Below are 23,944 nucleotides of genomic sequence, written 5' to 3'. Positions count from 1 at the left end.
GTTGTCAGACCATATTGACGTGCAATCCGTGCTGGATCAGAACATCTCCCAGGGTGTTGGTTTGCGAACTGTTATGCCAGATGTCGAACTGCACGCCGTCCACTTCCCGTTGCCCGCTCACTTCCCAGATATCGCTGCCGCCTTTCACCAGGTTAACCTGATCCCCGTCGACGCCTTTAACGATCAGATCGTCTTCCGGCTTGTCGGTTAAGGTCAGGGCCTGATGGAGATCCAGCGTCAGGCTGTTGGTGCCGGACTTACCGAGATCGAAGATCTCAATGTGCTTGATCTGGCCATCGAGCGCCGTGAGGTCGAGCTTCATATTGACGCCGTCAATCACCAGCGTATCGGTGCCCGCGCCGCCATCCAGCGACGCGAAGCCGAGCGTCGCGAGGTGAATGGTGTCGCTGCCGCTGCTGCCCTGCACCGACTCGCCGCTCTGGCTGGTGCCGTCAGCGAGATCGATGCTGACGCCGCCGATGGTGTAACCGCCCGCAGCGCTTGCCGTATCATCCGCCGTGGCGCTGTTCTCCTCTGCCGTGGCCGCAACTGTCGCGATTTTTGCGGTCGCGGCGGTCTGCTGGGTGCCGCTGTGGGTGCCGGTCTGGCTGTTTTCGTCAGACAGCGCGAACAGCGAAGCTTCATGCTCGACGCTCGCGGCGGCAAACGTGGTGGCCGGCGGCGTGGTGGAGATAATCTGCCCGCCGAGGCCGACGTTCAGGTAGCCGGTATTGCCCGCCGCGTCGGTGGCAGAGATATTCAGCACGCTGGAGAGCGACAGCAGTTGCAGAATATTCAGCCCCAGACCGAGGTTGGCAGACCAGTTACCGTTGCTGTCGGTAATCGCCGTCGTTTTGACTGTCCCGTTCAGCAGCGAGAGGTTTACCACCGCGCCCGGCCCGAGGTTGGTCGAACCGCCGCGCAGCGTCAGCCCGGTAGAGAGCAGCGTCAGCGGGTTAAGGCTTGAGAGCGGGTTAAAAGTCAGCGTCGGGGTGGTGAGTTTGACCGTCACGTCGCTGCTGGTGCTGTTCACGTTGCCCACTTTATCCGTCACCGAGACGCCAACCTTCAGCGCGCCGTTGTTCAGGCCCTGCAGAATGGTATTGGTCACCGGCAGCGACCAGGTGCCGTCGCTGGCGACGGTGGCGTTATAGGTGTTGGTGCCCAGCGTCACTTTCACCGTCGCGCCATCGGCTGCGCCGCTGATCTTCCCGCTCAGCGTCTGGCCGGTGCCTGCTTCGCGTACGTTCAGATAGCCGTCGTTGCCGAACAGCGAGGTGAGCGATACGGTCGGCAGCGAATGGGTTACCACATTCAGCAAACCGCTGGTGCTGGTGCTGTTACCCGCCGGGTTGGTGACGCTGGCGTTAACCGTCAGCGAACCGTCCAGCAAACCGCTGAGATCGGTCTTCGGCACCGAAAGCTGCCAGGTGCCGTCGTTGCCGACGGTCGTGACATAGTTCTTACCGCCCAGCGATACCGTGACCTGCGAGCCCACGGCGTTGGTGCTGGTGCCGGTGATGGTCTGGGCGCTCAGGATATCGGTGGCGTTAAGGCCGTTATCGCCAAACAGCGAGGTGATAGCGAGCGTCGGCAGCGCGCCGATGCTGACATTCAGACCGCCGCTGGCGCTGGCGGTGTTGCCTGCCGGGTCGCGCGCCGTCACGGTGACATTAAGCGGGCCGTCGACCAGCCCTTGCAGCGACGTGGTCGGTACCGAGACCTGCCAGGTGCCGTCGGCGCGTACCGTGGTGTTAAACGTCAGCGCGCCGAGCGTGACGGTCAGTGCGCTACCCGCCGCCAGGTTAGTGGCGGTGCCGCTGATAAGCTGCGGGCTCAGCAGATCGCTTAAGCTCAGGCTGCCGTCGCCAAAGACAGGGTTCACCGCCACCTGCGGTAGCGCCTGAACGATAGCGCTCACCACCTGCGAGCCGGTGGCCACGTTGCCGACCGGGTCGGTGACGCTGGCGCTGACCGTCAGCGTGCCGTCCTGGATGCCTTTCAGCGTCGCCGCCGGTACGTTCACCGACCAGGCGCCGTTGTTAATGGTCGCCGTGAAGGTATTGCCGCCCACGTTGAGCGTGACGGTGCCGTTCGCGAGGTTACTGGTGCCGCTAATCAACTGCCCGGCGTTCGCTTCCGTCGCGTTCAGCCAGCCGTCGCCGCCAAACAGCGTATTGATGGCGACTGTCGGCAGCGAGGTGATGCCGACGACTATCGGCGCGCCGTTGACCGTGGTGGTGTTGCCGTCCGGCGTCGTAATAGTGACGCGCGGCGTCAGCGAGCCTTCGGCAAGCGACGCGAGATCGGTCGGGTTCAACTGAATGCTGAAGCGCCCGTCGCTGCCTACCGTGCCGTTAAACGTCCGTGCGCCGAGCGCCACGCTAACGGTGGAGCCCGCCGTCGCGTTGGCGACCACGCCGGAAATCGTCTGGCTCACCAGCGCCTCGGTGGCGTTCAGCAGGCCGTCGCCGAAGACCGACAGCGAACTCAGCGCCGGGGCCAGCAGATCGAGCGTCAGCGAGCCGTTAGCGGTCGCGGTGTTGCCGTTGGCGTCCGTGGCGGTGACGGTCACCGTCTGGTTACCGGTGGCGATCCCCGTCAGCGCGCTCTGTACCGCGCCCGGCAGGTTGACGCTCCAGACGCCGTTCGGGCCGACCGTCGCGGTAAACGCCGGCGTGCTGCCAATCTGAATCGTCAGCGTCTGCCCGGCAAGCCCCGTGGCGGTGCCGCTCAGGGCGCCCTGCAGCAGTTCCGGAATACTCAGCGTGCCGTCGCCGAACAGCGAGCCGATATTAATCGTCGGCAGATTGTTGATAGCGACATTAAAGTTCGCGCTGGTGGTGTTGACGTTGCCCGCGTTATCGGTGACCACAACCTGCAACGCCGCCTGACCGTCCGGCAGCGCGCCGAGTAGCGTGGACGGCAGCGTCGCGGTCCAGCGTCCGGCGTCGTCCACGACCGCCGTCAGGCGCTGACCGGCGAAATTCACGATGACCGACGAGACGTTTTCGGCATTGCTGACCACACCGCTGATGGTCTGGTTAACGGTGCTGTCCGCGAAGTTAATCAGGTTATCCGCGCCCACCAGCACCTGGCTGACGACCGGTACGTCGGTCAGCGCCAGGTTGATGTCGATAATTTCGTTACGCACGTTGCCGAAGGCGTCGGTGACGTTAAGCTCTACCGCAAGCGTGTTATCAACGATGCCCTGCCAGAGGCTCGGCGGGAAGTCGACGGAGAGGCGCCCGTCGCCGCCCACCAGCACATCCAGCGGCACGCTGATATCGGTGCCCACCAGCGTTGCAGTGACCGTCGCGCCGCGATAATCACCGCTTAGCTGACCGGTCAGCGTCTGGGTGACCAGCGACTCCGCCACGTTCAGGATACCGTCGCCGCCGAACAGATCGTCCACCAGCACGCCCAGGCCCTGGTTCAGCGCCACATTGAGCGCCACGTTATTGGTGGAGGTGTTGCCCTGCGCGTCGGTGGAGGTGATGTTGATCACCTGCGCGCCGTCGGTGAGGGTCGTGAGATCCACCTGCGGGAAGGTGTAATTCCAGTTGCCGTCCTGATCCACAACGGCGGTTTGCGTCAACGGCCCGATGCGCAGCGTGACCGTCTGGCCCGGCTCGCCGGTGCCCTGCAACAGCAGCCCGCCCGCCGCATTAACGGTGTTGAGCACCGCGGGCACGCCTGCGGCGTCAACGGTCAGCAGCGGCCCGTCGGCGTTCAGAGTGACCGTGCGGCTGTCGGTGTCCGCGTTGCCCGCCGCGTCGGTGAGCGTGGCGGTCACGGTATAGTCGCCGTCCGGCAACCCGGCGACCGCGCTTTGCGGCACGCTGACGCTCCACGCGCCGTCGGCGCCGACCACCGCGTAGTAGGTTTCGCCGTTAAAGGTGACCGTCACCTGACGGCCCGCCTCCGAGGTGCTGGCGGTGCCGTTCAGCACCAGCGGCTGGCTGGCTTCAGTGGCGTCGATGATGTTATCGCCTGCGATGGTGCCCACGGTCACGACCGGCGGCACCGTATCCAGCGCGACGGTCACGGTCGTGGTGGCAGGCGTACCGCCATCAGTGGTCGCCACCACGGTGTAGTTGCCCTGATCCGGGAACTGCGTGGCGGGCACATCCAGCGACCAGCTCCCGTCCGGCTGAACTGTCGCCGTGCCCACCGCCGCGCCGTTAATGGTCACGGTGACGGTGGTAACGTCGCCAAGCGTAGTGCCGTTCAGCGTCACCGTATCGCCCAGCTCGCCCGCGTTGATGATGTTATCGCCGGTGACCGGGTTAATGGCGACCGCAACCGCCGGCGGCGTGGTGTCGATGTTGACGCTGATACCCGGCGCGTTCGCCACGTTGCCCGCTTTGTCCGTGACCGTCGCGGTCAGCTCCACGGTGTCGTTCGGGATTGTGGCGAGCTGCGCCGGTGAGAGCTGCAGCGACCAGGTGTTGCCGCTCTGCACCGTGGTGGTAAAGGTTTGTCCGCCTAGCGTGACCGTAATGGTCTGCCCCGGCTCAACGTTGGTTACCGTACCGGTGATGGTCTGGGTCTGCTGACTTTCCGCACCGCTCAGTCCATCGCCGCCAAACGGCGTGTCGATGGTAAGCGTCGGCGCGGCGAGCGACACGTAGAGCGGCGCGGTGGTGGTCGCGGTGTTGCCCGCGCCATCCACCAGGCTCACGTTCACCGCCTGCAGACCGTTCGGCACGTTGGCCCAGTCCGCCGCCGTCAGGTTCAGGGTCCAGGTGTTGCCGGTGACGGTCACGCGGTCAGGCCCGAAGGTTTGGTTGCCGATAGTGACCGTAATCTCGCTGCCTGCCGGAATATCGCTGGTCAGCGTACCGCTGATAGCGCTCGCCGCGCCCGCTTCGGTGATATTCACATAGCCATCGCCGAACAGCGGCTGGGTGACCGCCACCGCAGGCGGCGTCAGCGCCGCCTGGAACGGCACCTCAATGCTCTGGCTGTTGCCGAAATTATCCTGCGCCACGATGGTGAGCGTATGGTCGCCAGGCGACAGGCCGGTCAGCGCGCCCGCCGGCAGATCCAGCGTCCAGTTGCCCGCGCCATCGACATCCGCCACATAAGTCGTGCCGTTCACGTCGATGGTAATCGACACATACTGGTTATCGCCGGTAATGCCGGTAGTGCCGGAGAGCGTCAGCGGCGCGTTGGCCTCGCTGATATTCAGAACCGCGTCATCGCCAAACAGCGTGGTGGCCACAGGTGCCGGTAGCTGCGTCTGCACATCGAACGAGCCAGGCTGGCTGTCGGTATTGCCGAAGGCGTCGCGCACGTTGACCGTGAAATCCTGCGTGCTGCCCGGCGTAAGATCGGTGAACGCGGCAGGCGGCAGCGACACCGACCAGTCGCCGTTTTCCAGCACCGTGCCGGCGTAGGTGTTGCCGTTAAGCACGATTTCCACCGTCTGGCCCGCCCCGCTTACGCCGGTAGAGCCGGTGATCGTCTGGGCGGCGCCCGCCTCGGCATTATTCAGCGCGCCGTCGATAAACGGCGTGTTGATGGTCGCGTCCGGAATATCATTGATGCGCGATTCAAAGCTGTCGGTCAGCGTGCTGGTGTTGCCCGCCGTATCGGTGACCACCACGGCCACCGGAATGGTGCCGTCCGGCAGCGCGCCAAGCTGCGCAGGCGTCAGCGGCAGCGACCAGTTGCCGCTGGCATCGACGGTCGCCTCGACCATCGTGCCGTTATTGAGGCTCACCATCACCGTGTCGATACGCCCGGCTGGCAGGCCGGTAGAGCCGCCGATCGTCGCGCCCGCGCTGGCTTCGGCGGCGTTCAGGATGCCATCGGTAAACGGCTCCGTCAGTGCTGGCGTCGGCAGCGGGTCGGCATATACCGTAAATGTCGCCTCCGGGCTGGTGGCGGTATTGCCCGCGCGATCAGAGACGGTGACCGAAATCGTGTGGCTGCCGTCCGCCAGCGCCCCCAGTTGCGCCGGGGTGAGCGCCACCGTCCAGTTGCCGTTGTTATCGACCGTGCCGACGATCGGCGCGCCGCCGTCGATGCTTATCTGCACCGTCTGGCCCGCGCCGTTCAGGCCGGTATTGCCCGTGACCTGCTGGCCAAGCGCCGCTTCGTTCTGGTTGATAATGCCATCGGTGAAGAGCAGATCCGGCACCGCCGCCGTCGGCGGAGTGCGCAGCACTTCAACCGACGCGCCCGCGCTTGCCGGGTTGCCGAACTGATCCTGCGCGCTGACAGAGAGCGTGTACTGGCCGTTTTGCAGCGCGGCCAGCTCGTTCGGGCCGACGTTAATCTGCCACGCGCCGCCTGCGCCGATGACGCCGTCCAGCGTTACGCCGCCAATCGTCACCACAATCGGCGTGTCGACCGCAAGCCCTGTCGAGGTGCCGCTGATAACGCCGCCATTCTGAATTTCGCTCAGGTTAATCAGGCCATCAGTGAAGATAGCGTCGAGCGCCACCGTCGGCGCGCTGTCGTTACCCACGGTAACCGGCAACGGCAGCGTGTCGGTGTTGCCGCGCGGATCGGTGACCGTCAGCGTCAGCTCCTGCGGGCCGTTATCCAGCGCCTGTAGCTGCGCCGCCGGAATGGTGATGCTCCAGGTGCCGTCGTTGCCCGCCACGGTTTCAAAACTCTGGCCGCCTACCACCAGTACGACGGTCGAGCCTGCGGTCGTGGTGCCGCCGAGCGTCTGCCCGGTGAGCGACTCGCTGACGTTGAGAATATTGTCATCAAGGAAGCTGCCGGGGTTGATGCCGGTCGGCGGCAGCGCGGTATCTACCGTCACCGTGCTGGTGTCGGTCGCCGTGTTCTGCGCGGCGTCGCTGGCGGTGACCGTGACGGTATAGCCGTCATCGGCAAGCCCGGCGAGCGCCGACGCCGGCACCGTCACGCTCCACAGGCCGTTGGCGTCGGTGGTGCCGGTATAGGTGACGTTGTTAAACACCACGCTGACGATGGTGCCTGGCGCGAGATTCGACGACGTGCCGGTGATGTCAAGCGGCTGGCCGCTCTCCTGGCTGTTGATGATGTCGTCGCCCGCGATCGGGTTCAGCGCCAGTTGCGGCTGCGAGCCCGGCTGGGCGGTGAACGTCACCGGGTACTCGACAAACGCCTGGTTGCCCGACTGGTCGGTGACGATCACAGTAACAATCTGCTGGCCGTCCGCGACCTGTGCCAGCGCGGTGGTGGGGACCGTCACGGCCCAGGTGCCGTTCGGCTGAACCTCGCCGGTATACGTCTGCCCGTTCAGGGTGACGGTCACGGTCTGGCCCGGCTCGACGCGGGTGGTGGTGCCGGTGATTTGCAGCGGCGACTGCGCCTCGGCGGCGTTGATGAAGTTATCCGTCGCCACGGTATTGACCGTGACCAGCGGCGCGTTAGCCGTGGAGGCGTCCAGCGTCAGCGAGACTTTTTCGCTGGCGGTGTTGCCCGCCGCGTCGCTCACCGTGGCGGTGACGCTCACCGGGCCGTCCGGCAGCGCCGCGAGCGCGCCCGCAGGCAGCGTCACGCTCCAGGTGCCGTCGCTCTGCACCAGCGCGCTATAGCTCTGGCCGCCAATCTGTACCAGCACCGTTTGCGGATTCTGCGGATCGTAAGGCGTCGCGCTGCCGCTGATGGTGAGCGGCTGCGCGGCCTCGGCGCCGTTAACGATGTTATCGGCGGTGATGTCATTGACGGTCAGCACCGGCGCTGTGAGATCGACCGTCACGGTGCTTTCAGACGTGTTCTGGTTGCCGGCGGCGTCGGTCACAGTGACCACCAGCGGCGTGTCGCCTTCCCCAAGCCCTTGCAGCGCGGCGGGCGGCAGCGTGACCGACCAGTTGCCGCTGCTGTCCACCACGGCGGTATAAGTGTTATCGCCAAGCTGTACGGTGACGGTTTGCCCCGCGCCGTTCACGCCGGTGGAGCCGCTCAGCGCGCCGCCGGCGTTCACTTCCGCGGCGCTAATGATACCGTCGGTGAACGGCGTGTTGAGCGTCACTTCCGGCAACGCGGTGGTGATGATGGTAAAACTCTGGTTGCCGGAGACGATCGCGCCGTTTTCATCGGTGCCGGAGACGGTCAGCGTCGCGGTGCCATCGCCAATCGCCAGCGCGTCGGCGCGCGGCACGGTAAGGCTCCAGCCGCCGTCGGCGTCGGTGGTCGCGGTGTACTGTTTGCCGTTGAGCGTAATAGTCAGCGTCGTTTGCGGCGCGAAATTCACGCTGGTGCCGCTCAGCACCAGACCATCGGCTATCTCATTGAGCGAGACGCGGTTATCGCCGGTAATCGGCGACACTACCAGCGCGCTGATGTCGGTATCAACGCTGAAACCGCGATCGAGGCTTGCGCTGTTACCCGCCGCGTCGCTCACGCCCACCGTCAGGGTGTAATCGCCGTTAGTGAGGCCCGTTAAGGCGCTGGCAGGCAGATCCACCTGCCAGCGCCCCGCCGAATCCACTACGCCGGTAAACGTGTCGTCGCCAAGCTGCACCGTGACGGTTTGCCCGGCGGTGACGTTGGTGGCGGTGCCGCTGAGCGTCACGCCAGTGGCGCGTTCGCCCGCATCAATCACGCCGTCGCCGCCGACCGGATCGATAGTCAGCAGCGGCGCGCGCGCCGGGTCGACCGCGACGGTAATCGGGCGCGTGGCGGTGGCGGTGTTGCCCGCCGCATCGGTGACCGTGACGCTAAACTGCGCCTGGCCGTTCGGCAGCGCCTGCAGATCCGCCGCCGGGATATCCACCGACCACTCACCGTTCGTGCCGGTCACCGTGGTGGTATAGGTTTTGCCGTTCAGCGTCACGACGATGCTGTCGCCCTGCGCCGCACCAGCGGCCACGCCCGAAAACGGCTGCGCCTGGCCCGCCTCGGTGATGTTCAGCGCGTCATCCTGAGCGAACGGGTTGAGCGTCAGCGTCGGGGCGTCGACATCGACAGTGAAATCGACCGTCGAAGTCTGGCTGTTACCTGCCGCATCACTCACGACAATCTGCAGCGGTACCGGCGAATCGTTGCCGGTGAGCGAGTCCAGCGCGCCGGACGGCAGCGTGACGGACCAGTTGCCGTCGGCGTCGACCGTGCCCTGATAAGCCTGACCGTTCAGCGTGACGGTCACCGTCTGGCCCGCGCCGGTGCTGCCGGTCGTGCCGGTCAGGATCTGATCAACACCCGCTTCGGCCTGGCTTAGCGTGCCGTCGTTAAACAGCGGGTCGACCGTCACATCCGGCAGGTTGTTGATGATAACGGTCAGCGTATGGCTGTCGCTGACGCCGCCTACCTGCGCCGTGGCAGTCACTTCATAGCTCCCATCCGGCAACTGTTGCAGATCCACCGCCGGAACGGTGGTTTCCCAGTTGCCGCTGGCGTCGACCGTCGCGGTATAGTTGATGCCGTTGAGCGTGAAGGTGATTTCGGTATTGGCCGGAAGCCCGGCGCTGGTGCCGCGGATGGTTAACGGCGAATCCGCTTCGGCGCGGTTAATAAAATCGTCGTCGGCGATGATGCTGATGGCGACGCCGGAGGCGGCGGTATCCACCGTGATCGGCGCCTGGATCGTCTGGGTCTGATTCCAGGTGTCGGTAACGCTCACCTGAATGGCGTTATCGCCATTTGCCAGCCCCTGCAACACGACGGCGGGCACATCGACGCGCCAGTTGCCAGCCGCATCCACCGTTGCCGTGGCGCTCCATGCGCCGATCGTGACCGCCACCAGGCTGCCCGGCTCGGCGTTGGTCACGCTGCCCTGCAACGGCTGCGCGGTTTTGATTTCCGCCGCGTCCAGCACGTTATCGCCGGTAAACGGCGTGACGGTGACAGACGGCTGCGCGGTTTTCACATCAATGGCATCGGTCACCGTCGTGGTGTTGCCGGCGGCGTCGGTGGTGGTCACGACAATCGGGTTCGCGCCCGGCGAGAGCGCGCCGAGATCGGCGGCGGGCAGCGTTATCTGCCAGTTGCCGTCGCTGCCGGTCGTCGTGGTGTAAGTCTGGCCGTTAAGCGTGACGGTGACGGTCTGCCCGGCCTCCGAGCTGTTGCCGGAGAGCACCTGATCGGTGGTCAGCTCCTGCGCGTTAAGCTTGCCGTCGTCGGTCAGCGTGTAGAGCGAAAGCGTCGGCGGCGTGGTGTCGACGGTCACCGTGGTGCTGCTGCTGGCGCTGTTGCCCGCGCCGTCCGTGACTGTGACCACAACCGGCGTCTGCCCTGTCGGCAGCGTTTGCAGCTGCGAGGCGGGCACAGTGACGCTCCAGCCGCCGTCGGTGCCCGCGGTCGTGGTGTACGTCTGGTTGCCTATCTGTACGGTAACCGTCTGGCCGCTGCCGCTGACGCCCGTATTGCCGGTGAGCGTCTGGTTCTGCTGCAGGTCTTCGGCATTCAGCGCGCCGTCGCCAAACGGCGTCGTGATGGTCGGCTCCGGCAGATCGTTAATCGCGACGTTTATCACTCGGTCCGCCGTGGCGGTGGTTTGCCCTGCGGTGACGGTCGCGGTAACGGTGCGCGGGCCATCCGGCAGCGAGGCCAGATCCGCCGCCGGAATGACCACGCTCCAGTTGCCTGCACTGTCGAGCACGGCGGTGTAGGTTTTATCATTGAACGTGACCGTGACCTGCGCGCCCGGCCCGGTCACGGTGGTGATGCCGCGGATCTCCAGCGGCTGCGTGGCGTCTGCCGCGTTGAGGTAGTCATCGGTGGAGAGAATGGCGATTGAGACCGACGGTACGGTGCGGTCCACCACGATAGTATCCGTTACGGTGAGCGGCGCGCCGGTGCCATTCGGCACACTCACGCTGAGCGTAGCGTTGCCGTTAGCGAGCGCCTCAAGATCGCCGCTTGGGATGGTCACCTGCCAGGTGCCGTCGCCGCCCACGGTGGCAAAATAGTTCACGCCATTTAGCGTCACCGTCACCACGGTACCCGCCGCGATATTCTGCGTGGAGCCGCTCAGTACCTGATCCAGCCCCAGCTCTGCGCCGTTCAGCGCGTTATCCGCCGTGAGCGGATCAACGGTCAGCGCGGGCTGGTCGAGGTTAACGGTAAAACGGGCTTCGCTGGTGGTGGTGTTGCCCGCGAGATCGGTAATGCTGACGGCCAGCACATACTGCTGGCCATCCTGCAACGCCTGCAGATCCGCCGCCGGGATGGCCGCCTCCCAGCTACCGTCCGCACCGACGATGGCGGTGTACGTTTTGCCGTTCAGCGTGATAGTGACGGTTTGCCCCTCTTCCGCCACGCCGGTGAAGCCGCGCAGGATCTGGTCAGTCGCCGTCTGTTCGCCGCCCAGCACGCCGTCGGTGAACGGGGTCAGCCGCAGCGTGGGCGCGACGGTATCGACGTTGATATCGACGGTCTGGTTCACCGTGTTGCCGTTGACGTCCACCAGCGACACGTTGATGGTGTTAAGCCCCTGGGGCAACGCCTGCAAAGCGCCTGCGGGCAGCGTCACGCTCCAGGTACCGTCAGCGCCAATCACGCCGGTGTAGGTCTGTCCGCCCAGCGTGACGGTGATAGTGCGGCCTGCATTGGCGACGTCCACTACACCGCTCAGCACCTGGTTTTGCAGCACTTCGCTGCTGTTAAGTACGTTATCGTCGGTGAGAGGATCAAGCGCGATTTCCGCCGGGTCCGGCGTTTCACCGCCGCCATTATCGCCCCCGCCGTTGTCACCGCCGCCGTTATCGCCTCCGCCGTTGTCACCGCCACCGTTGTTACCGCCACCATTGTTATTATCGCCGTCACCGCCGCCGCCGCTATTGCTGGCCGCGATCGCAACGCCCGCGATTGCCCCAACCGCCGCAATGCCGCCCAGGACCTCCAGCGTGGTCAGCCCTTCCGCGCCGGTCAGCGCGCCGAGCGTGGTCTCTGCCATTGTCGGGACAATCGCCTCGGCGACCGCAGGGCCAGCTTCAGAGGCGAACGGGAACAGCGCGTGGTGAACCCCCTGGTCGTCTTCGAAAATCAGTTCACTATGCTGGCCTTCGGCATCCAGCTGAAAGAAGTTCTGGTAGCGTACCGTTGTCCCGTCCCGCATATGGACAATCAGGTCATTCCCCTGCCGCTCATAAAAATTAACCGTTTCGGGAGAAGCATTTATTCGCACAATGCTTGTCTGGGATAAATTGACCACCCGGTCCGCATTTTGGGAATAATGAGTAATCACGTTGCCAGTGTTCTGGTTGAGAATATCCACGGTAGGCGAAAGACTATTTTGAACGGCCATTCTTGATTTCCTCTGACAGGGGAAGCACGCTGCGCGACATAAGCGTCTATTAATAGACACTTATGGTTCGCCCCTCACCGAACAGGGCGGCGCCTAGGGAGATGATTTCCCGAAATGTGTTGTAATGTTTGTTAAATCTATAAAAAACAATGAGTTGACATAAAGCGAAGCGGGTTATATGTACAAATACTTAACAAAATGTATAAGCAACCCGGTGCGGTTTGGCAAAAAAATGATAAAAAAAAGAGTGCTTGCAGAATATTAAAAATAGTCTAGCAACTCTTATTTATTTGCTAAGTATCAGAATTTCAAAATGTGCCTCACCCGTTATTAATGAGATATGAAATCATCAAAAATGCATTAATAAACTCATCTTTAAAGAATCGTAAAAATATATCCTATTTTTCCCCGACCTTTTATTTCTCATTTATGACCAGATTTTTCCTGCAAAATAAATATAGCGAGCGGGTAATTTCGTGAGCAAAATCTCATTTTTATGTAACATGATGAAGATTGATGAAAAGCGCAAAAAAGCAGCACTCAGCAGACGAAACGATATGGACTGGTCACGCGTGGGGAAAATCTGTTATACTTAGCGTTACACTTTTGGGGCTGATTCTGGATTCGACGGGATTCGCGAAACCCAAGGTGCATGCCGAGGGGCGGTTGGCCTCGTAAAAAGCCGCAAAAAAATAGTCGCAAACGACGAAAACTACGCTTTAGCAGCTTAATAACCTGCTTAGAGCCCTCTCTCCCTAGCCTCCGCTCTTAGGACGGGGATCAAGAGAGGTCAAACCCAAAAGAGATCGCGTGGATGCCCTGCCTGGGGTTGAAGCGTTAAAACTAATCAGGCTAGTCTGGTAGTGGCGTGTCCGTCCGCAGCTGCCAGGCGAATGTAAAGACTGGACTAAGCATGTAGTACCGAGGATGTAGGAATTTCGGACGCGGGTTCAACTCCCGCCAGCTCCACCAAAATTCTCCATCGGTGATTACCAGAGTCATCCGATGAAGTCCTGAGAGCCCGCACGGCGTAAGCCCTGCGGGCTTTTTTGTGTCTGTAGCGTATTCGATCATATTCTGGGCTGCTAACAGATACCCGTCTCTACAGCATCATGCACAAGAACAAGTTACACGCCGCGCTTCTTCTTGCGCCGTTTCAGCGCCTGTTATCCGCCGCACCTTGATCTTTTACGGCTTGCCCTCTCATCTTAAATCCCCCACCATACCTGGACGTCACTCATCACGCAGAAAAACCCTATGCACCTTACAGACGCTGAAATCGCCAGCCGGGTTCCTGTCTGGTATGCCCTGTCGGAGATTTTTACCGGGCGAGAATTACAGGACTACGATTATCGGTGGATGGCGCAGGTGCTAAAAGAAACCGGTAAAAGCCGTGAAGAGATTTTGACTATTCTCGATGAAGAGGTCGCGCCAACCTTGCAGGTTAACCTTCTGCATAGTCCAGCTCCTGTCATGCAAGGCTGGTCAGAGGAAAATGTAAAACTGATGGTGATGGAATATGTCGCGAGAAAGCCGACGTTAATTGAGCGAATGCTTCCTGCCCGTTTTCTGTTAAAGCGGCGTCGGAAATATATTCAGCATGATGTTGACAGGCTTTGCGCTGAGCTGGATGCGCTGAGAAACGGGGATTGCCTGTAACCGAAAACAGACGCCAGCGCAGAGGCTCTAAGCGATGTCCTGAAATCTTTCGTCAAGAAACGCCCCCGACGGGTCTGCCTGTATAAGACCATCAAAAAATGCCGGATAACACACACCAGTGCATGGCCGGGTTTGGCAACAGCAAAAATATTTATACGGGTTGTGAATAACGCAAAACATTTAACGCGCTCCCAGCACCAGCGGGCGGTCGTATAACACAACGCGCGCCGGGCGACTGGCGGCATATTTAATGGTCACGCCAGTGCCGGAGGCGAAGCGTTTATATTCTCTGACAGACATTATCTGAACCAGGCGCGACTGCACTTCCTGCCCGTCCTGAGTTTTGAATCTGACGACCATGACGCATTTTACGTTATGCCGGTGCAGGTGATTATCGCGGTGGATCGAAAGGATATCGGCATTGGCGGCGATACCGTTTTTCATAATATCCGCCTCGATAACGCACTGGCGGATCCATAAGGCCGCACGGCAGACCACAACCCCCACAGCAATGGCCGCAATAAGATATAACGCATCGAAAAAGAGATATTCCATCCGGGATCTCCTGACCGGGCCGCCGTACTGGCGTCGGGCGCAAATTCTTATGTGCCATAAGAATAACCCGCACGGCGGCGTAAATCTTCCGGCACCGGCGAATAAAAAAGGCGAGAGGACATACGCCCTTCTCGCCTTTAAATAAAAGCCCGCCCCTTTCAGGACGCACGACAGATTACTTCGCCAGCTCCTGCAACGTGCGCAGCTGAGCGACGGCCTCCTGCATCGCGTCCATCCCTTTCGCCACCACTTTCAGGCGGCCCAGGCTCTGGGCGACGTTTTCACGCTCTTCGCTGGTCTGCTCGCTCATCGAGGCGATACGGTCCGCGGCTTCGATACTGCGGTCTGCCATAGTCTGGGTCGCGTTGACCGTTTCTGTGGTGACCTGACGAATGCGCGCGATAGTCTCGACGGACTCATTGATGCTGTGCGCCGTCGCCTCCGCCTGTTCGCGCGAAAGATGCGCCAGCCGGCGCACTTCGCCCGCTACTACGGCGAAACCGCGTCCGGATTCCCCGGCGCGCGCCGCCTCCACCGCGGCGTTGAGCGCCAGCAGGTTGGTCTGATCGGCAATCGAGCGGATCCCGCTGGTGATTTTAGTGATGCCTTCGGAGATGGTCTCCAGATCGCTTAACCCCTGCTCCAGCCGGTCCTGCGCATCGCGCGTATCGCGCGCGGCGCTGCTCATGGAGCGAATATTGCCCTGCGCGATATCCAGCGTTTCGGTCTGCTGCGACGTGGCGTGCTCCAGCAGCGGCAGCGTTGAGAGCAGCGGCGACAGCTCCTGCTGATAGCTGATGACCTGCTCAATCACCTGCGACTGCATGCGGTGCATCGCCTCCCAGCGGCGCAGCGTGCGCTGAGCATAGTGCGCGGCATAGGCCGCATACTCCACCGGGAACTGGCTCATCGCCTGGTTGGGCTTATCGAAAAACACCAGCGCGGAGAGCGTCTGGTTGATAGGCACCCCGAGGATCTCGCCGAAGCTTGAGAACCCTGCCGCCGGGATCTGGCGGAAGAAATCCGCACGCGGCAATGTAGCGAGGTTGTTCATGCGACGCAGTACGCAGTCGTTGAGCAACATGCCCGCCGGTTTGCCATAGCGACGCGTAAACGCCTGCCAGTCATTCACCGTATGGGCGACAAAATCGGTCGCTTTCATCAGGTACAGCCGATCGCCAAACTCCAGATCGCAGAAGAAGCGGATCTGTGAGGATTCGATCTGCGCTACGGATCGAATAAAGAAATCGTCACCCACTTTTACCGCGAAGGTATAGCCTTCGAGCGCCTGCGCGAGCTGATCGGGTTTGCAGTTAAGCTGGCTTGCCAGATACGACACGATCGGCTGTTGCTGGCCTTTGGCGTCGAACAACGAGTTGACGGTGCGCGCAACCGGATCAGCCTGCGCCACCAGCCAGCTTTTGTCGGCAGGCTGGAAGTTCTGGCTTTTAAACGGCGCGAAGGATTTACCCGGCGCCATTTCGCACAGCACGACAATCGCGCGGCCTTCCATCATGCGCCCGTTGACGCTCATCCAGGTGCCGCTGAAATCGAGTTTGCCGCCCGCCGCGCCGCCCACGGCGAGACACGGAAAGCGCCCGGACTTATACCAGGCCTGCATCAGAAACCCTTCCGAGGCGGCGAGACCGTCGCAGTAGATCAGTGCGAAGGTACGTTCGGCGTTGAGCGACAGGCGCACATCAAGCGCGCTGAGATCGCGTGAAATCGCCTCCACGCGCTGCATGGCGCCTGGAAGACGGGTATGCAGATCAACAGAGTGCACTTCGTGGCGGCCAATGAGCGCTTTCGGCAGCAGCAGCCAGCTCCCCTCGTCGCCCTCCAAATCACAATAGACTGTCGCTTTTTCCTGCTGGCACAGCGTGCCGGTAGAGGAGAGCACCAGTACGGTGCGCTCCGGCGTGGCGAAGCGCTGCCAGACCTGACTGACAGCATGAAAATTCGCGTTGGGCGGTACAAATACCATCAAGATGCCCGGCTTATCCGGCACGCCCGCGTCACGTAACGATGTCGGTAATTTCTGACAGCGATACACACCGCTACGGGGGCTTGATGCCGAAAATGTCCGTCCTGGACCCGTTATTAATGTTGACAGGATCCCCATGGTGGCCTCTTTTTATCTCTGTAATTCAAATTATTCAGAGAAATACTCCTCTCTGCCCCTCTGTTATCGGCAAAAGTTTCTGATAAAACAGTTCATTTACTAAAATATTGTTAAGCGTGAGTAAAACCGCACGTTTTATAAGCAAAAAATGCAACGAAACGGCGAAAGAATGAACGGTTTCAAAAAGGGCAGCAGGCAGGAAAAAGCAGGATGACGAGACGCAAAAAACCCGCCGAAGCGGGTTTTTTTAATGAACGCGGAGGGTTAGTTTTTGGACTGTACCCAGAAGGCGTGGATGAGGCCCGGGATGTAACCCAGCAGCGTCAGAAGGATGTTGAGAATAAACGCCCAGCCGAAACCTTTACCCAGCAGTACGCCAAGCGGCGGCAGAATGATGGTAAAAACGATTCTCCAGAATCCCATAGTTACTCCTGTAGTGGTTTTGCAGCTCATTGTAAGTTGCTTATTTTATTAAGTTTAGTCGTTAAACTGTAAAACGCCACCCTTCATACAGGACTTTACCTGGCCTAACGTGGCTATACAGAGCGTATCGCGTTACTCCTTCTCCCACGAGGCATCTGCGCGCAGCTTGTGAAGGTGCGCGCAGGTGGGCTACTGTTAGTAAACGATGTGAATAATCAGGAGGTCATAATGTTTGAAGCTGGCGATATCGTACAACCGCGACTGGGCGGCCCGAAGCTGAAAGTCATTGAAGTGCATGGCGACCAGATTGTCGCGGTGCGCCCGGATGACGCACAGGGCGAGAAAATCACGCTTAAAGCAGCCGATGTAGCGTTATATAAAGAAGACGGTGACTTCGGCGTGTGTTGAGTGTTGTCGGTGTGTGAGAAGGCAGGTGGATAAGATAGCAGGCCGCTATGATGCAGGTATCCGCCCTGCAACCAGAATCTTATTATTCCCTTATGGGTGGTAAGCGAAGCGCCCCCACCGGGGCGCCTCATCGCCCATCAACGAACAAGAACGCGGCTTTCTGCGAACGCCTGTTCGCTAAGCCGGTGGTAAAACGCGAGGAGCTGCCTGAGCAATACCTGAAGGTCTTCCTCACACCAGTCTTGCAACGGGCGGGCGTGTGGGCCGCTGAAATGGTCACTAAGCACCTGCAGTTCAGGTCGTACCCCCTGCGCCAGCGCAGCGGGTGGAATATCCATCAGGCACTCAAACCAGAAGCGCAGAAGTTTTTTGCGAAGCCGCCCTTCGCAGGTGAGCATCAGCACGCCCCGCTCAAAGTGGTGTAAAACATCGATCGTTGTGTTCATGTTCCTTGCTAAAAGCCGTGAAAAACAGGCGTTCATTATCCGCCACCCGCACGCGCGTGGGCTGAATTCTGGTTAAAGCCGTTTTGCGACGGGCTAATCATATTCATCCCGCAGATAAATAGCGCTCGCCGGTCACTCTCGGGCAAGATGCTAACGCCTGCCGAAAACAGCATAAAACTCTGGCTTTTGGCGTAACGCGTTATCTGAAACTCCGCGTGCCAGTTAAAAGCGCGCCGCAAAACATTCCCTGCCGCCGCTGAAGCGACACGGCTTCTCTGATAAAATTAAGCCTATGAAAATTAACAAAAAATAAACGATCCCCGTTAAAAATAGCGAGGCGACGCACGTTTTTGAATTTACAGAGGATTTTATTGACAAAGCGGCGATAAATAAAAATTTATAGCTAATTGAAAGCAACAAACCAGCCATATACTCTACCATCAGCGCAAAATGCCAGGCATATCGCCAGCGCGACCTTACCTTTCCCGTTTTCCCTGTTGATGGTTCAGGAGCTTAATTTCATGTTTTCGCCGCATTCTCGCCTGCGTCACGCCGTAGCGGACACCTTTGCCATGGTAGTGTATTGCTCCGTCGTGGGGATGATGATTGAAATATTTGTCTCCGGAATGAGCTTCGAACAATCGCTCTCGTCACGCCTGGTTGCGATACCGGTCAATATGGTCATCGCCTGGCCTTACGGGCTTTATCGCGACGCGTTCATGCGCGCTGCGGCGCGTCTGGGTAAAAGCCGTCTCGTTAAAAACATCGCAGATGTGTTCGCCTACATTACATTCCAGTCGCCGGTCTACGCCGCTATTCTTCTTTTTGTTGGCGCGGATATCCCGCAGATTATCGCTGCGGTGAGTTCCAATATTGTGGTGTCGATGATGATGGGGGCGGCCTACGGGTATTTCCTCGATTACTGCCGCCGTCTGTTCCGGGTAAGTCCCGCCGCGCCGGTCAGCGCGCAGGCCTGAGAAGGGAAGGATTACTGCGGTTCGCCAAATAAGCCGTTCAGATAACGCTCCAGCGCCATGCGGGAGCTGAATCCCAGCGGGATGCCGTAATGTTCCTGCGCGTCGCCGCCAAGCCACAGCGGAAACTGCTGGTAGTGATCGCAGGTTTTCATTTCTGAAGCCGGGTCCGCCAGCGACTGGCTGCGCTCCCTGAGCGTCGGGTGAATGACCAGCGCCGTGCGCCCCATACGCGCTTCGCGATTCACATATACATAATTCTCGCCGCGACGATAACCATAAGTTTTTGGCGTCACCACATCCATGGTAAATCCTGCCTTTTCCAGTACGCGCGCCACCTCATCGGGTCGTAAATACATAAATTTTCCTCATCTGCTTCAGACTGCGGGGAAACCTTACATTAGGAGGAATAGCAGGGCTTTCGGAAAAGTCCAGAAAGGCCCTCTGACGGCCCGGCACGCCGAAGCGGCTCACATTTTGTTCTATACTTTGATTAAGTAAACACAGAGGGAGAACGTTATGTTTAATAGAAACACCCGTAACGATGTGAACGATGGCGTCAGCGAAATCAACCACGATATCAGCCGCCTTGCCGATACGCTGGAAGGCGTACTGAAGTCCTGGGGCAGCGATGCCAAAGGCGAAGCCGATGTCGCGCGTCGCAAAGCGGAATCGCTGCTGCGTGAAACCCGCGCCCGTATGCACGGCAGAAGCCAGGTCAACCAGGCCGCCCGCGACGCCGTGAGCTGCGCCAGCACATTTGTGCGTGAACGTCCGCTGAGCAGTCTGGGTATCGGCGCGGCCGTCGGGATTTTCCTCGGCGCACTGCTTATCTCTCGCCGCTAATCTGAAGCACGGTTCAATGCCTTTTCCCCGGCGCTGCCGGGGAACGGTTTTCTGCTCCCCCCTCGCCTTTCCGCCCTGCTTAATATTTTTCAGCCCCTTTTTGCGTCCAGGCGCTGCCATGCCTGCTTCTGCGCGTCGTTGTGGCTCCGCCTGTCAGAAACCCTATATATTGCGTAGTTGAAAGTTATCACAACTACATCTAGTATCTTTCTTATCAGCCCCCCCCAATCAACACTGCACCGCGGTGGGGATTTTAACATATTGATGAGAATACGAATCATGCGCATAACTATTTACACAAGAAATGATTGCGTCCAGTGTCACGCCACTAAACGCGCGCTGGAAAGCCGCGGGATCGCGTTTGACACCATCAATCTCGACGAACAGCCTGAGGCTATCGACACGCTGCGCGAGCAGGGTTTCCGCCAGTTGCCGGTGGTCATGGCCGACGACCTGAGCTGGAGCGGCTTTCGCCCGGACATGATTAACCGTCTGCGCGCGGACTCGCTTGCGGCAAACGCATGAGCACGTTGATTTACTTCTCCAGCCGCTCGGAAAACACCCATCGTTTTATCGCGCGGCTGGGCCTGCCGGCACAGCGTATTCCGCTTGAGGATGACGCGCGGCTACGGGCAGACGAGCCGTACATCCTGGTAGTACCGACCTACGGCGGGGGCGGAACGGCAGGCGCTGTGCCGCGCCAGGTTATCCGGTTTCTTAACGATGAACATAATCGTGCGCTGCTGCGCGGCGTTATCGCCGCAGGCAACCGTAACTTCGGCGAGGGGTTTTGCCGCGCCGGCGACGTCATCGCCCGCAAATGTCAGGTGCCTTTTCTCTATCGCTTTGAGCTGATGGGCACCGGGCAAGATATCGACAACGTGCGTAAGGGAGTCAACGAATTTTGGCAACGACATCACTAACCGGCGAAGCCGCAATGCAAACGCCGCCGGACTATCACGCGCTGAACGCGATGCTCAACCTTTACGACGCGTCTGGTCGCATCCAGTTTGCCAAAGACCGCGAAGCGGTGGAGGCTTTTATGGCCGCCCACGTGCAGCCGCGTACGGTGGCTTTCCCCGACGCCCACACGCGGCTTGCGTATCTGGTGAGCGAAGGCTATTACGATGACAACGTGCTTAAGCGCTACCACGCGGACTTCGTCGCCGGGCTGTTTGACGCGGCGCACCGGTACGGCTTCACCTTTAAAACGTTTCTTGGCGCGTGGAAGTTTTACACCAGCTACACGCTGAAAACCTTCGATGGCAAACATTACCTGGAGCACTTCCCGGACCGCGCCTGCATGGTGGCGCTGACGCTCGCCTGTGGCGATGAAGCCCTCGCGCGCCAGATCCTGGACGAGATCTTAAGCGGCCGCTTCCAGCCCGCGACGCCGACCTTCCTTAACTGCGGGAAAAAGCAGCGCGGCGAGCTGGTCTCCTGCTTCCTGCTGCGCATCGAGGATAATATGGAGTCCATCGGGCGTGCGGTGAACGCCGCGCTCCAGCTCTCCAAACGCGGCGGCGGCGTGGCGTTTTCGCTCTCGAATTTGCGCGAAGCGGGCGCGCCGATTAAGCGCATCGAAAATCAGTCTTCCGGCGTGATCCCGGTGATGAAAATGCTGGAAGACGCGTTTTCTTACGCTAACCAGCTCGGCGCCCGTCAGGGCGCAGGCGCGGTCTATCTTAACGCGCACCACCCCGATATCCTGCGGTTTCTCGATACCAAACGCGAAAACGCCGATGAGAAAATCCGCATCAAAACGCTGTCGCTCGGCGTGGTTATCCCGGATATCACCTTTGAACTCGCCAAAGCCAACGCGCAGATGGCGCTGTTCTCGCCTTACGACGTGGAGCGCCTTTATGGTAAACCGTTCGGCGATATCAGCGTCAGCGAAATGTATTCACAACTGGTGGAAGACGATCGCGTTCGCAAGCAGTACATCAGCGCCCGCGAGCTGTTCCAGCGGCTGGCGGAGATCCAGTTTGAATCCGGCTATCCGTACATCATGTTTGAGGATACGGTTAACCGCGCCAACCCGATTGCCGGGCGCATTAACATGAGCAACCTGTGCTCGGAGATTTTGCAGGTCAACAGCGCGTCCACGTTTGATGAAAACCTCGATTATGCAACGGTGGGCCAGGATATCTCCTGTAACCTCGGTTCGCTGAATATCGCCCATACGATGGACTCGCCAGACTTTGGCCGCACGGTGGAGGTTGCCGTACGCGCGCTGACTGCGGTTTCTGATATGAGCCATATCCGCAGCGTGCCGTCCATTGAAGCGGGCAACTCCGCCTCGCACGCCATCGGGCTCGGGCAGATGAACCTGCACGGCTATCTGGCGCGCGAAGGCATCGCGTACGGCTCGCCGGAAGGGCTCGATTTCACCAATCTCTATTTTTACACCATCACCTGGCACGCGCTGCACACCTCAATGATGCTGGCGCGCGAGCGCGGCGTGCGCTTCGAGGGTTTTGAACGCTCGCGTTACGCCAGCGGCGAGTACTTCGACAAATACCTCGCGCAGGCATGGACGCCCAAAACCGCTAAAGTGCAGGCGCTGTTTGAGAAGGCGGGCATCACGCTTCCAACCCAGCAGATGTGGCGTAAGCTTCGCGACGACGTTATGCGTCACGGGCTTTATAACCGTAACCTGCAGGCCGTGCCGCCGACCGGCTCTATCTCCTACATTAACCATGCGACGTCGAGCATTCATCCGATCGTCTCGAAAATCGAGATCCGCAAGGAAGGCAAAATTGGCCGCGTCTATTACCCCGCGCCGTTTATGACCAACGAAAACCTGGCGCTGTATCAGGATGCCTATGAAATCGGCCCGGAAAAAATCATCGACACCTATGCCGAGGCCACGCGTCATGTGGATCAGGGGCTGTCGCTGACGCTGTTCTTCCCGGATACCGCCACCACCCGCGATATCAACCGGGCGCAGATTTACGCCTGGAAGAAAGGCATCAAGACGCTTTATTACATTCGACTGCGCCAGCTGGCGCTGGAAGGCACCGAAATTGAGGGCTGCGTCTCCTGCGCCCTGTGAGGAATCACCATGACCCGTTTAAGCCGTATTAGCGCCATTAACTGGAACAAACTTCAGGACGAGAAAGATCTGGAGGTGTGGAACCGGCTCACCAGCAACTTCTGGCTGCCGGAAAAAGTGCCGCTGTCGAACGACATTCCGGCCTGGCAGACATTAACGCCAGGCGAACAGCAGCTTACCATTCGCGTGTTCACCGGGCTGACGCTGCTCGACACCATTCAGAACGTGGTCGGCGCGCCCGCGCTGATGGCGGACGCCATCACGCCGCATGAAGAAGCCGTGCTCTCGAACGTCAGCTTTATGGAGGCCGTACACGCCCGCTCGTACAGCTCCATTTTCTCGACGCTCTGCCAGACCAAAGATGTCGACGCCGCCTACGCCTGGAGCGAAGAGAACGCGCCGCTTCAGCGTAAAGCGCAGATAATTCTTGAGCACTATCGCGAAAACGATCCGCTGAAAAAGAAAATCGCGAGCGTGTTTCTGGAGTCGTTCCTGTTCTACTCCGGCTTTTATCTGCCGATGTACTGGTCGAGCCGCGGCAAGCTCACCAATACCGCCGATCTCATTCGTCTGATCATTCGTGACGAAGCGGTGCACGGGTATTACATCGGCTACAAATATCAGCAGGCACTGGCGAAGGTGGACGCGCTAAGGCGTGAATCGCTTAAAGCGTTCGCGCTGGATCTGATGATGGATCTTTATGATAACGAACTTGCCTACACCGCGGCGCTGTACCGCGAGGTTGGCTGGGTGGACGATGTCAGCGCATTTCTCTGTTACAACGCGAATAAGGCGCTGATGAACCTGGGTTATGAGGCCCTTTTCCCGGCGGAAATGGCGCAGGTGAATCCGTCGATTCTGGCGGCGCTCTCCCCTGGCGCAGACGAAAACCACGACTTTTTCTCCGGCTCCGGTTCGTCTTATGTCATGGGCAAAGCGGTGGAAACCGAAGACGAGGACTGGGATTTTTAATTCGCTTATACGCGTAAATAATGGCTGAATTGCCGTCAGAATTATTTGCTAAAAAATTGTAAAATTCACGAAAATATCTCTGCAACATTCCGGAACGCTATTTCCACTCTCTTCCGGGCGAATCACGCTGATTCGCCCGTGATTTCACTGTGTAAAACGAAAAATATCGTCTCCTGTCGCCTGCCGCTCAGCCCAGTAATACCGGGAAATAATGGCGTTTTGTCGCAGCATTTCGCCGTGCGCGCCGGAAATTGAGGGTTGTCTCAGAATCTGAGTATGTTAGGGTATGCC

General features: G+C 59.8%; 14 protein-coding genes and 1 other RNA gene. 9 read left to right on the top strand and 6 right to left on the bottom strand.

Annotated elements, in window-relative coordinates; translation table 11 throughout:
• Nucleotides 1-4: 4 nt before the first annotated feature.
• On the bottom strand, nt 5-12,193 hold the full coding sequence (locus AFK63_RS03110; protein ID WP_038868278.1) for an Ig-like domain-containing protein: 12,189 nt from the start codon (nt 12,191-12,193) through the stop codon (nt 5-7).
• A gap of 608 nt (nt 12,194-12,801) precedes the next feature.
• Here AFK63_RS03110 and ssrA point away from each other — a divergent pair.
• Nucleotides 12,802-13,165, top strand: a transfer-messenger RNA (tmRNA) gene (ssrA, locus tag AFK63_RS20050).
• Nucleotides 13,166-13,450: 285 nt separating this feature from the next.
• Entirely contained in the window at nt 13,451-13,852 is a 402-nt protein-coding gene (locus AFK63_RS03105) for a DUF7079 family protein (protein ID WP_038868277.1), read from the top strand.
• 180 nt (nt 13,853-14,032) lie between these two features.
• On the opposite strand, the gene AFK63_RS03100 is transcribed toward AFK63_RS03105, so the two are convergent.
• From AFK63_RS03100 to AFK63_RS20045, 3 genes are all read right to left on the bottom strand, one after another.
• Nucleotides 14,033-14,407, bottom strand: coding sequence for a DUF3592 domain-containing protein (locus tag AFK63_RS03100; protein WP_038868274.1), 375 nt, complete (start codon nt 14,405-14,407; stop codon nt 14,033-14,035).
• Between the two features lie 175 nt (nt 14,408-14,582).
• Nucleotides 14,583-16,460, bottom strand: coding sequence for a methyl-accepting chemotaxis protein (locus AFK63_RS03095; protein ID WP_038868271.1), 1,878 nt, complete (start codon nt 16,458-16,460; stop codon nt 14,583-14,585).
• 333 nt (nt 16,461-16,793) lie between these two features.
• Nucleotides 16,794-16,952, bottom strand: a complete 159-nt coding sequence (locus tag AFK63_RS20045) for a YqaE/Pmp3 family membrane protein (RefSeq protein ID WP_007730328.1) — start codon at nt 16,950-16,952, stop codon at nt 16,794-16,796.
• 228 nt (nt 16,953-17,180) lie between these two features.
• On the opposite strand from AFK63_RS20045, the gene AFK63_RS03090 reads away from it, so the two are divergent.
• Nucleotides 17,181-17,360: a hypothetical protein gene (locus AFK63_RS03090; protein WP_038868269.1), complete on the top strand. Its 180-nt coding sequence runs from the start codon at nt 17,181-17,183 to the stop codon at nt 17,358-17,360.
• 137 nt (nt 17,361-17,497) lie between these two features.
• Here the strand turns inward: AFK63_RS03090 and AFK63_RS20040 are convergent, their stop codons facing one another.
• Complete coding sequence (locus AFK63_RS20040; RefSeq protein ID WP_071603793.1) at nt 17,498-17,806, bottom strand: hypothetical protein; 309 nt, start codon at nt 17,804-17,806, stop codon at nt 17,498-17,500.
• A 521-nt stretch (nt 17,807-18,327) separates the two neighbouring features.
• Here AFK63_RS20040 and AFK63_RS03075 point away from each other — a divergent pair.
• Nucleotides 18,328-18,783 carry an L-alanine exporter AlaE gene (locus AFK63_RS03075; protein WP_038868265.1) on the top strand — a complete coding sequence of 152 codons (456 nt, stop codon included), beginning with the start codon at nt 18,328-18,330 and terminating at the stop codon, nt 18,781-18,783.
• 11 nt (nt 18,784-18,794) lie between these two features.
• Here AFK63_RS03075 and AFK63_RS03070 read toward each other — a convergent pair whose 3' ends face one another.
• Complete coding sequence (locus AFK63_RS03070; RefSeq protein WP_004386457.1) at nt 18,795-19,139, bottom strand: DUF2002 family protein; 345 nt, start codon at nt 19,137-19,139, stop codon at nt 18,795-18,797.
• Nucleotides 19,140-19,299: 160 nt separating this feature from the next.
• Between AFK63_RS03070 and AFK63_RS03065 the strand changes: the two genes are divergently transcribed.
• From AFK63_RS03065 to nrdF, 5 genes are all read left to right on the top strand, one after another.
• Nucleotides 19,300-19,626 (top strand): DUF883 domain-containing protein, encoded by a 327-nt coding sequence (locus tag AFK63_RS03065; RefSeq protein WP_038868263.1) that lies wholly within the window; start codon nt 19,300-19,302, stop codon nt 19,624-19,626.
• A gap of 279 nt (nt 19,627-19,905) precedes the next feature.
• Nucleotides 19,906-20,151 carry a glutaredoxin-like protein NrdH gene (gene nrdH / locus AFK63_RS03060; protein WP_007751765.1) on the top strand — a complete coding sequence of 82 codons (246 nt, stop codon included), beginning with the start codon at nt 19,906-19,908 and terminating at the stop codon, nt 20,149-20,151.
• Nucleotides 20,148-20,549, top strand: coding sequence for a class Ib ribonucleoside-diphosphate reductase assembly flavoprotein NrdI (nrdI, locus tag AFK63_RS03055; protein WP_038868259.1), 402 nt, complete (start codon nt 20,148-20,150; stop codon nt 20,547-20,549). The genes nrdH and nrdI overlap by 4 nt, the downstream gene beginning before the upstream one ends.
• Nucleotides 20,531-22,681 carry a class 1b ribonucleoside-diphosphate reductase subunit alpha gene (gene nrdE / locus AFK63_RS03050; protein ID WP_038868256.1) on the top strand — a complete coding sequence of 717 codons (2,151 nt, stop codon included), beginning with the start codon at nt 20,531-20,533 and terminating at the stop codon, nt 22,679-22,681. Before nrdI ends, nrdE begins: the two co-directional genes overlap by 19 nt.
• Before the next feature lie 9 nt (nt 22,682-22,690).
• Nucleotides 22,691-23,653, top strand: a complete 963-nt coding sequence (gene nrdF / locus AFK63_RS03045) for a class 1b ribonucleoside-diphosphate reductase subunit beta (protein ID WP_038868254.1) — start codon at nt 22,691-22,693, stop codon at nt 23,651-23,653.
• Nucleotides 23,654-23,944: the final 291 nt, after the last annotated feature.

It is taken from the genome of Cronobacter muytjensii ATCC 51329 (genome assembly GCF_001277195.1).
GTDB classification, from domain to species: Bacteria; Pseudomonadota; Gammaproteobacteria; order Enterobacterales; family Enterobacteriaceae; genus Cronobacter; species Cronobacter muytjensii.
The sequence above is the reverse complement of the archived record's forward strand: the minus strand, read 5'-3'. Positions and strand labels throughout refer to the sequence as shown.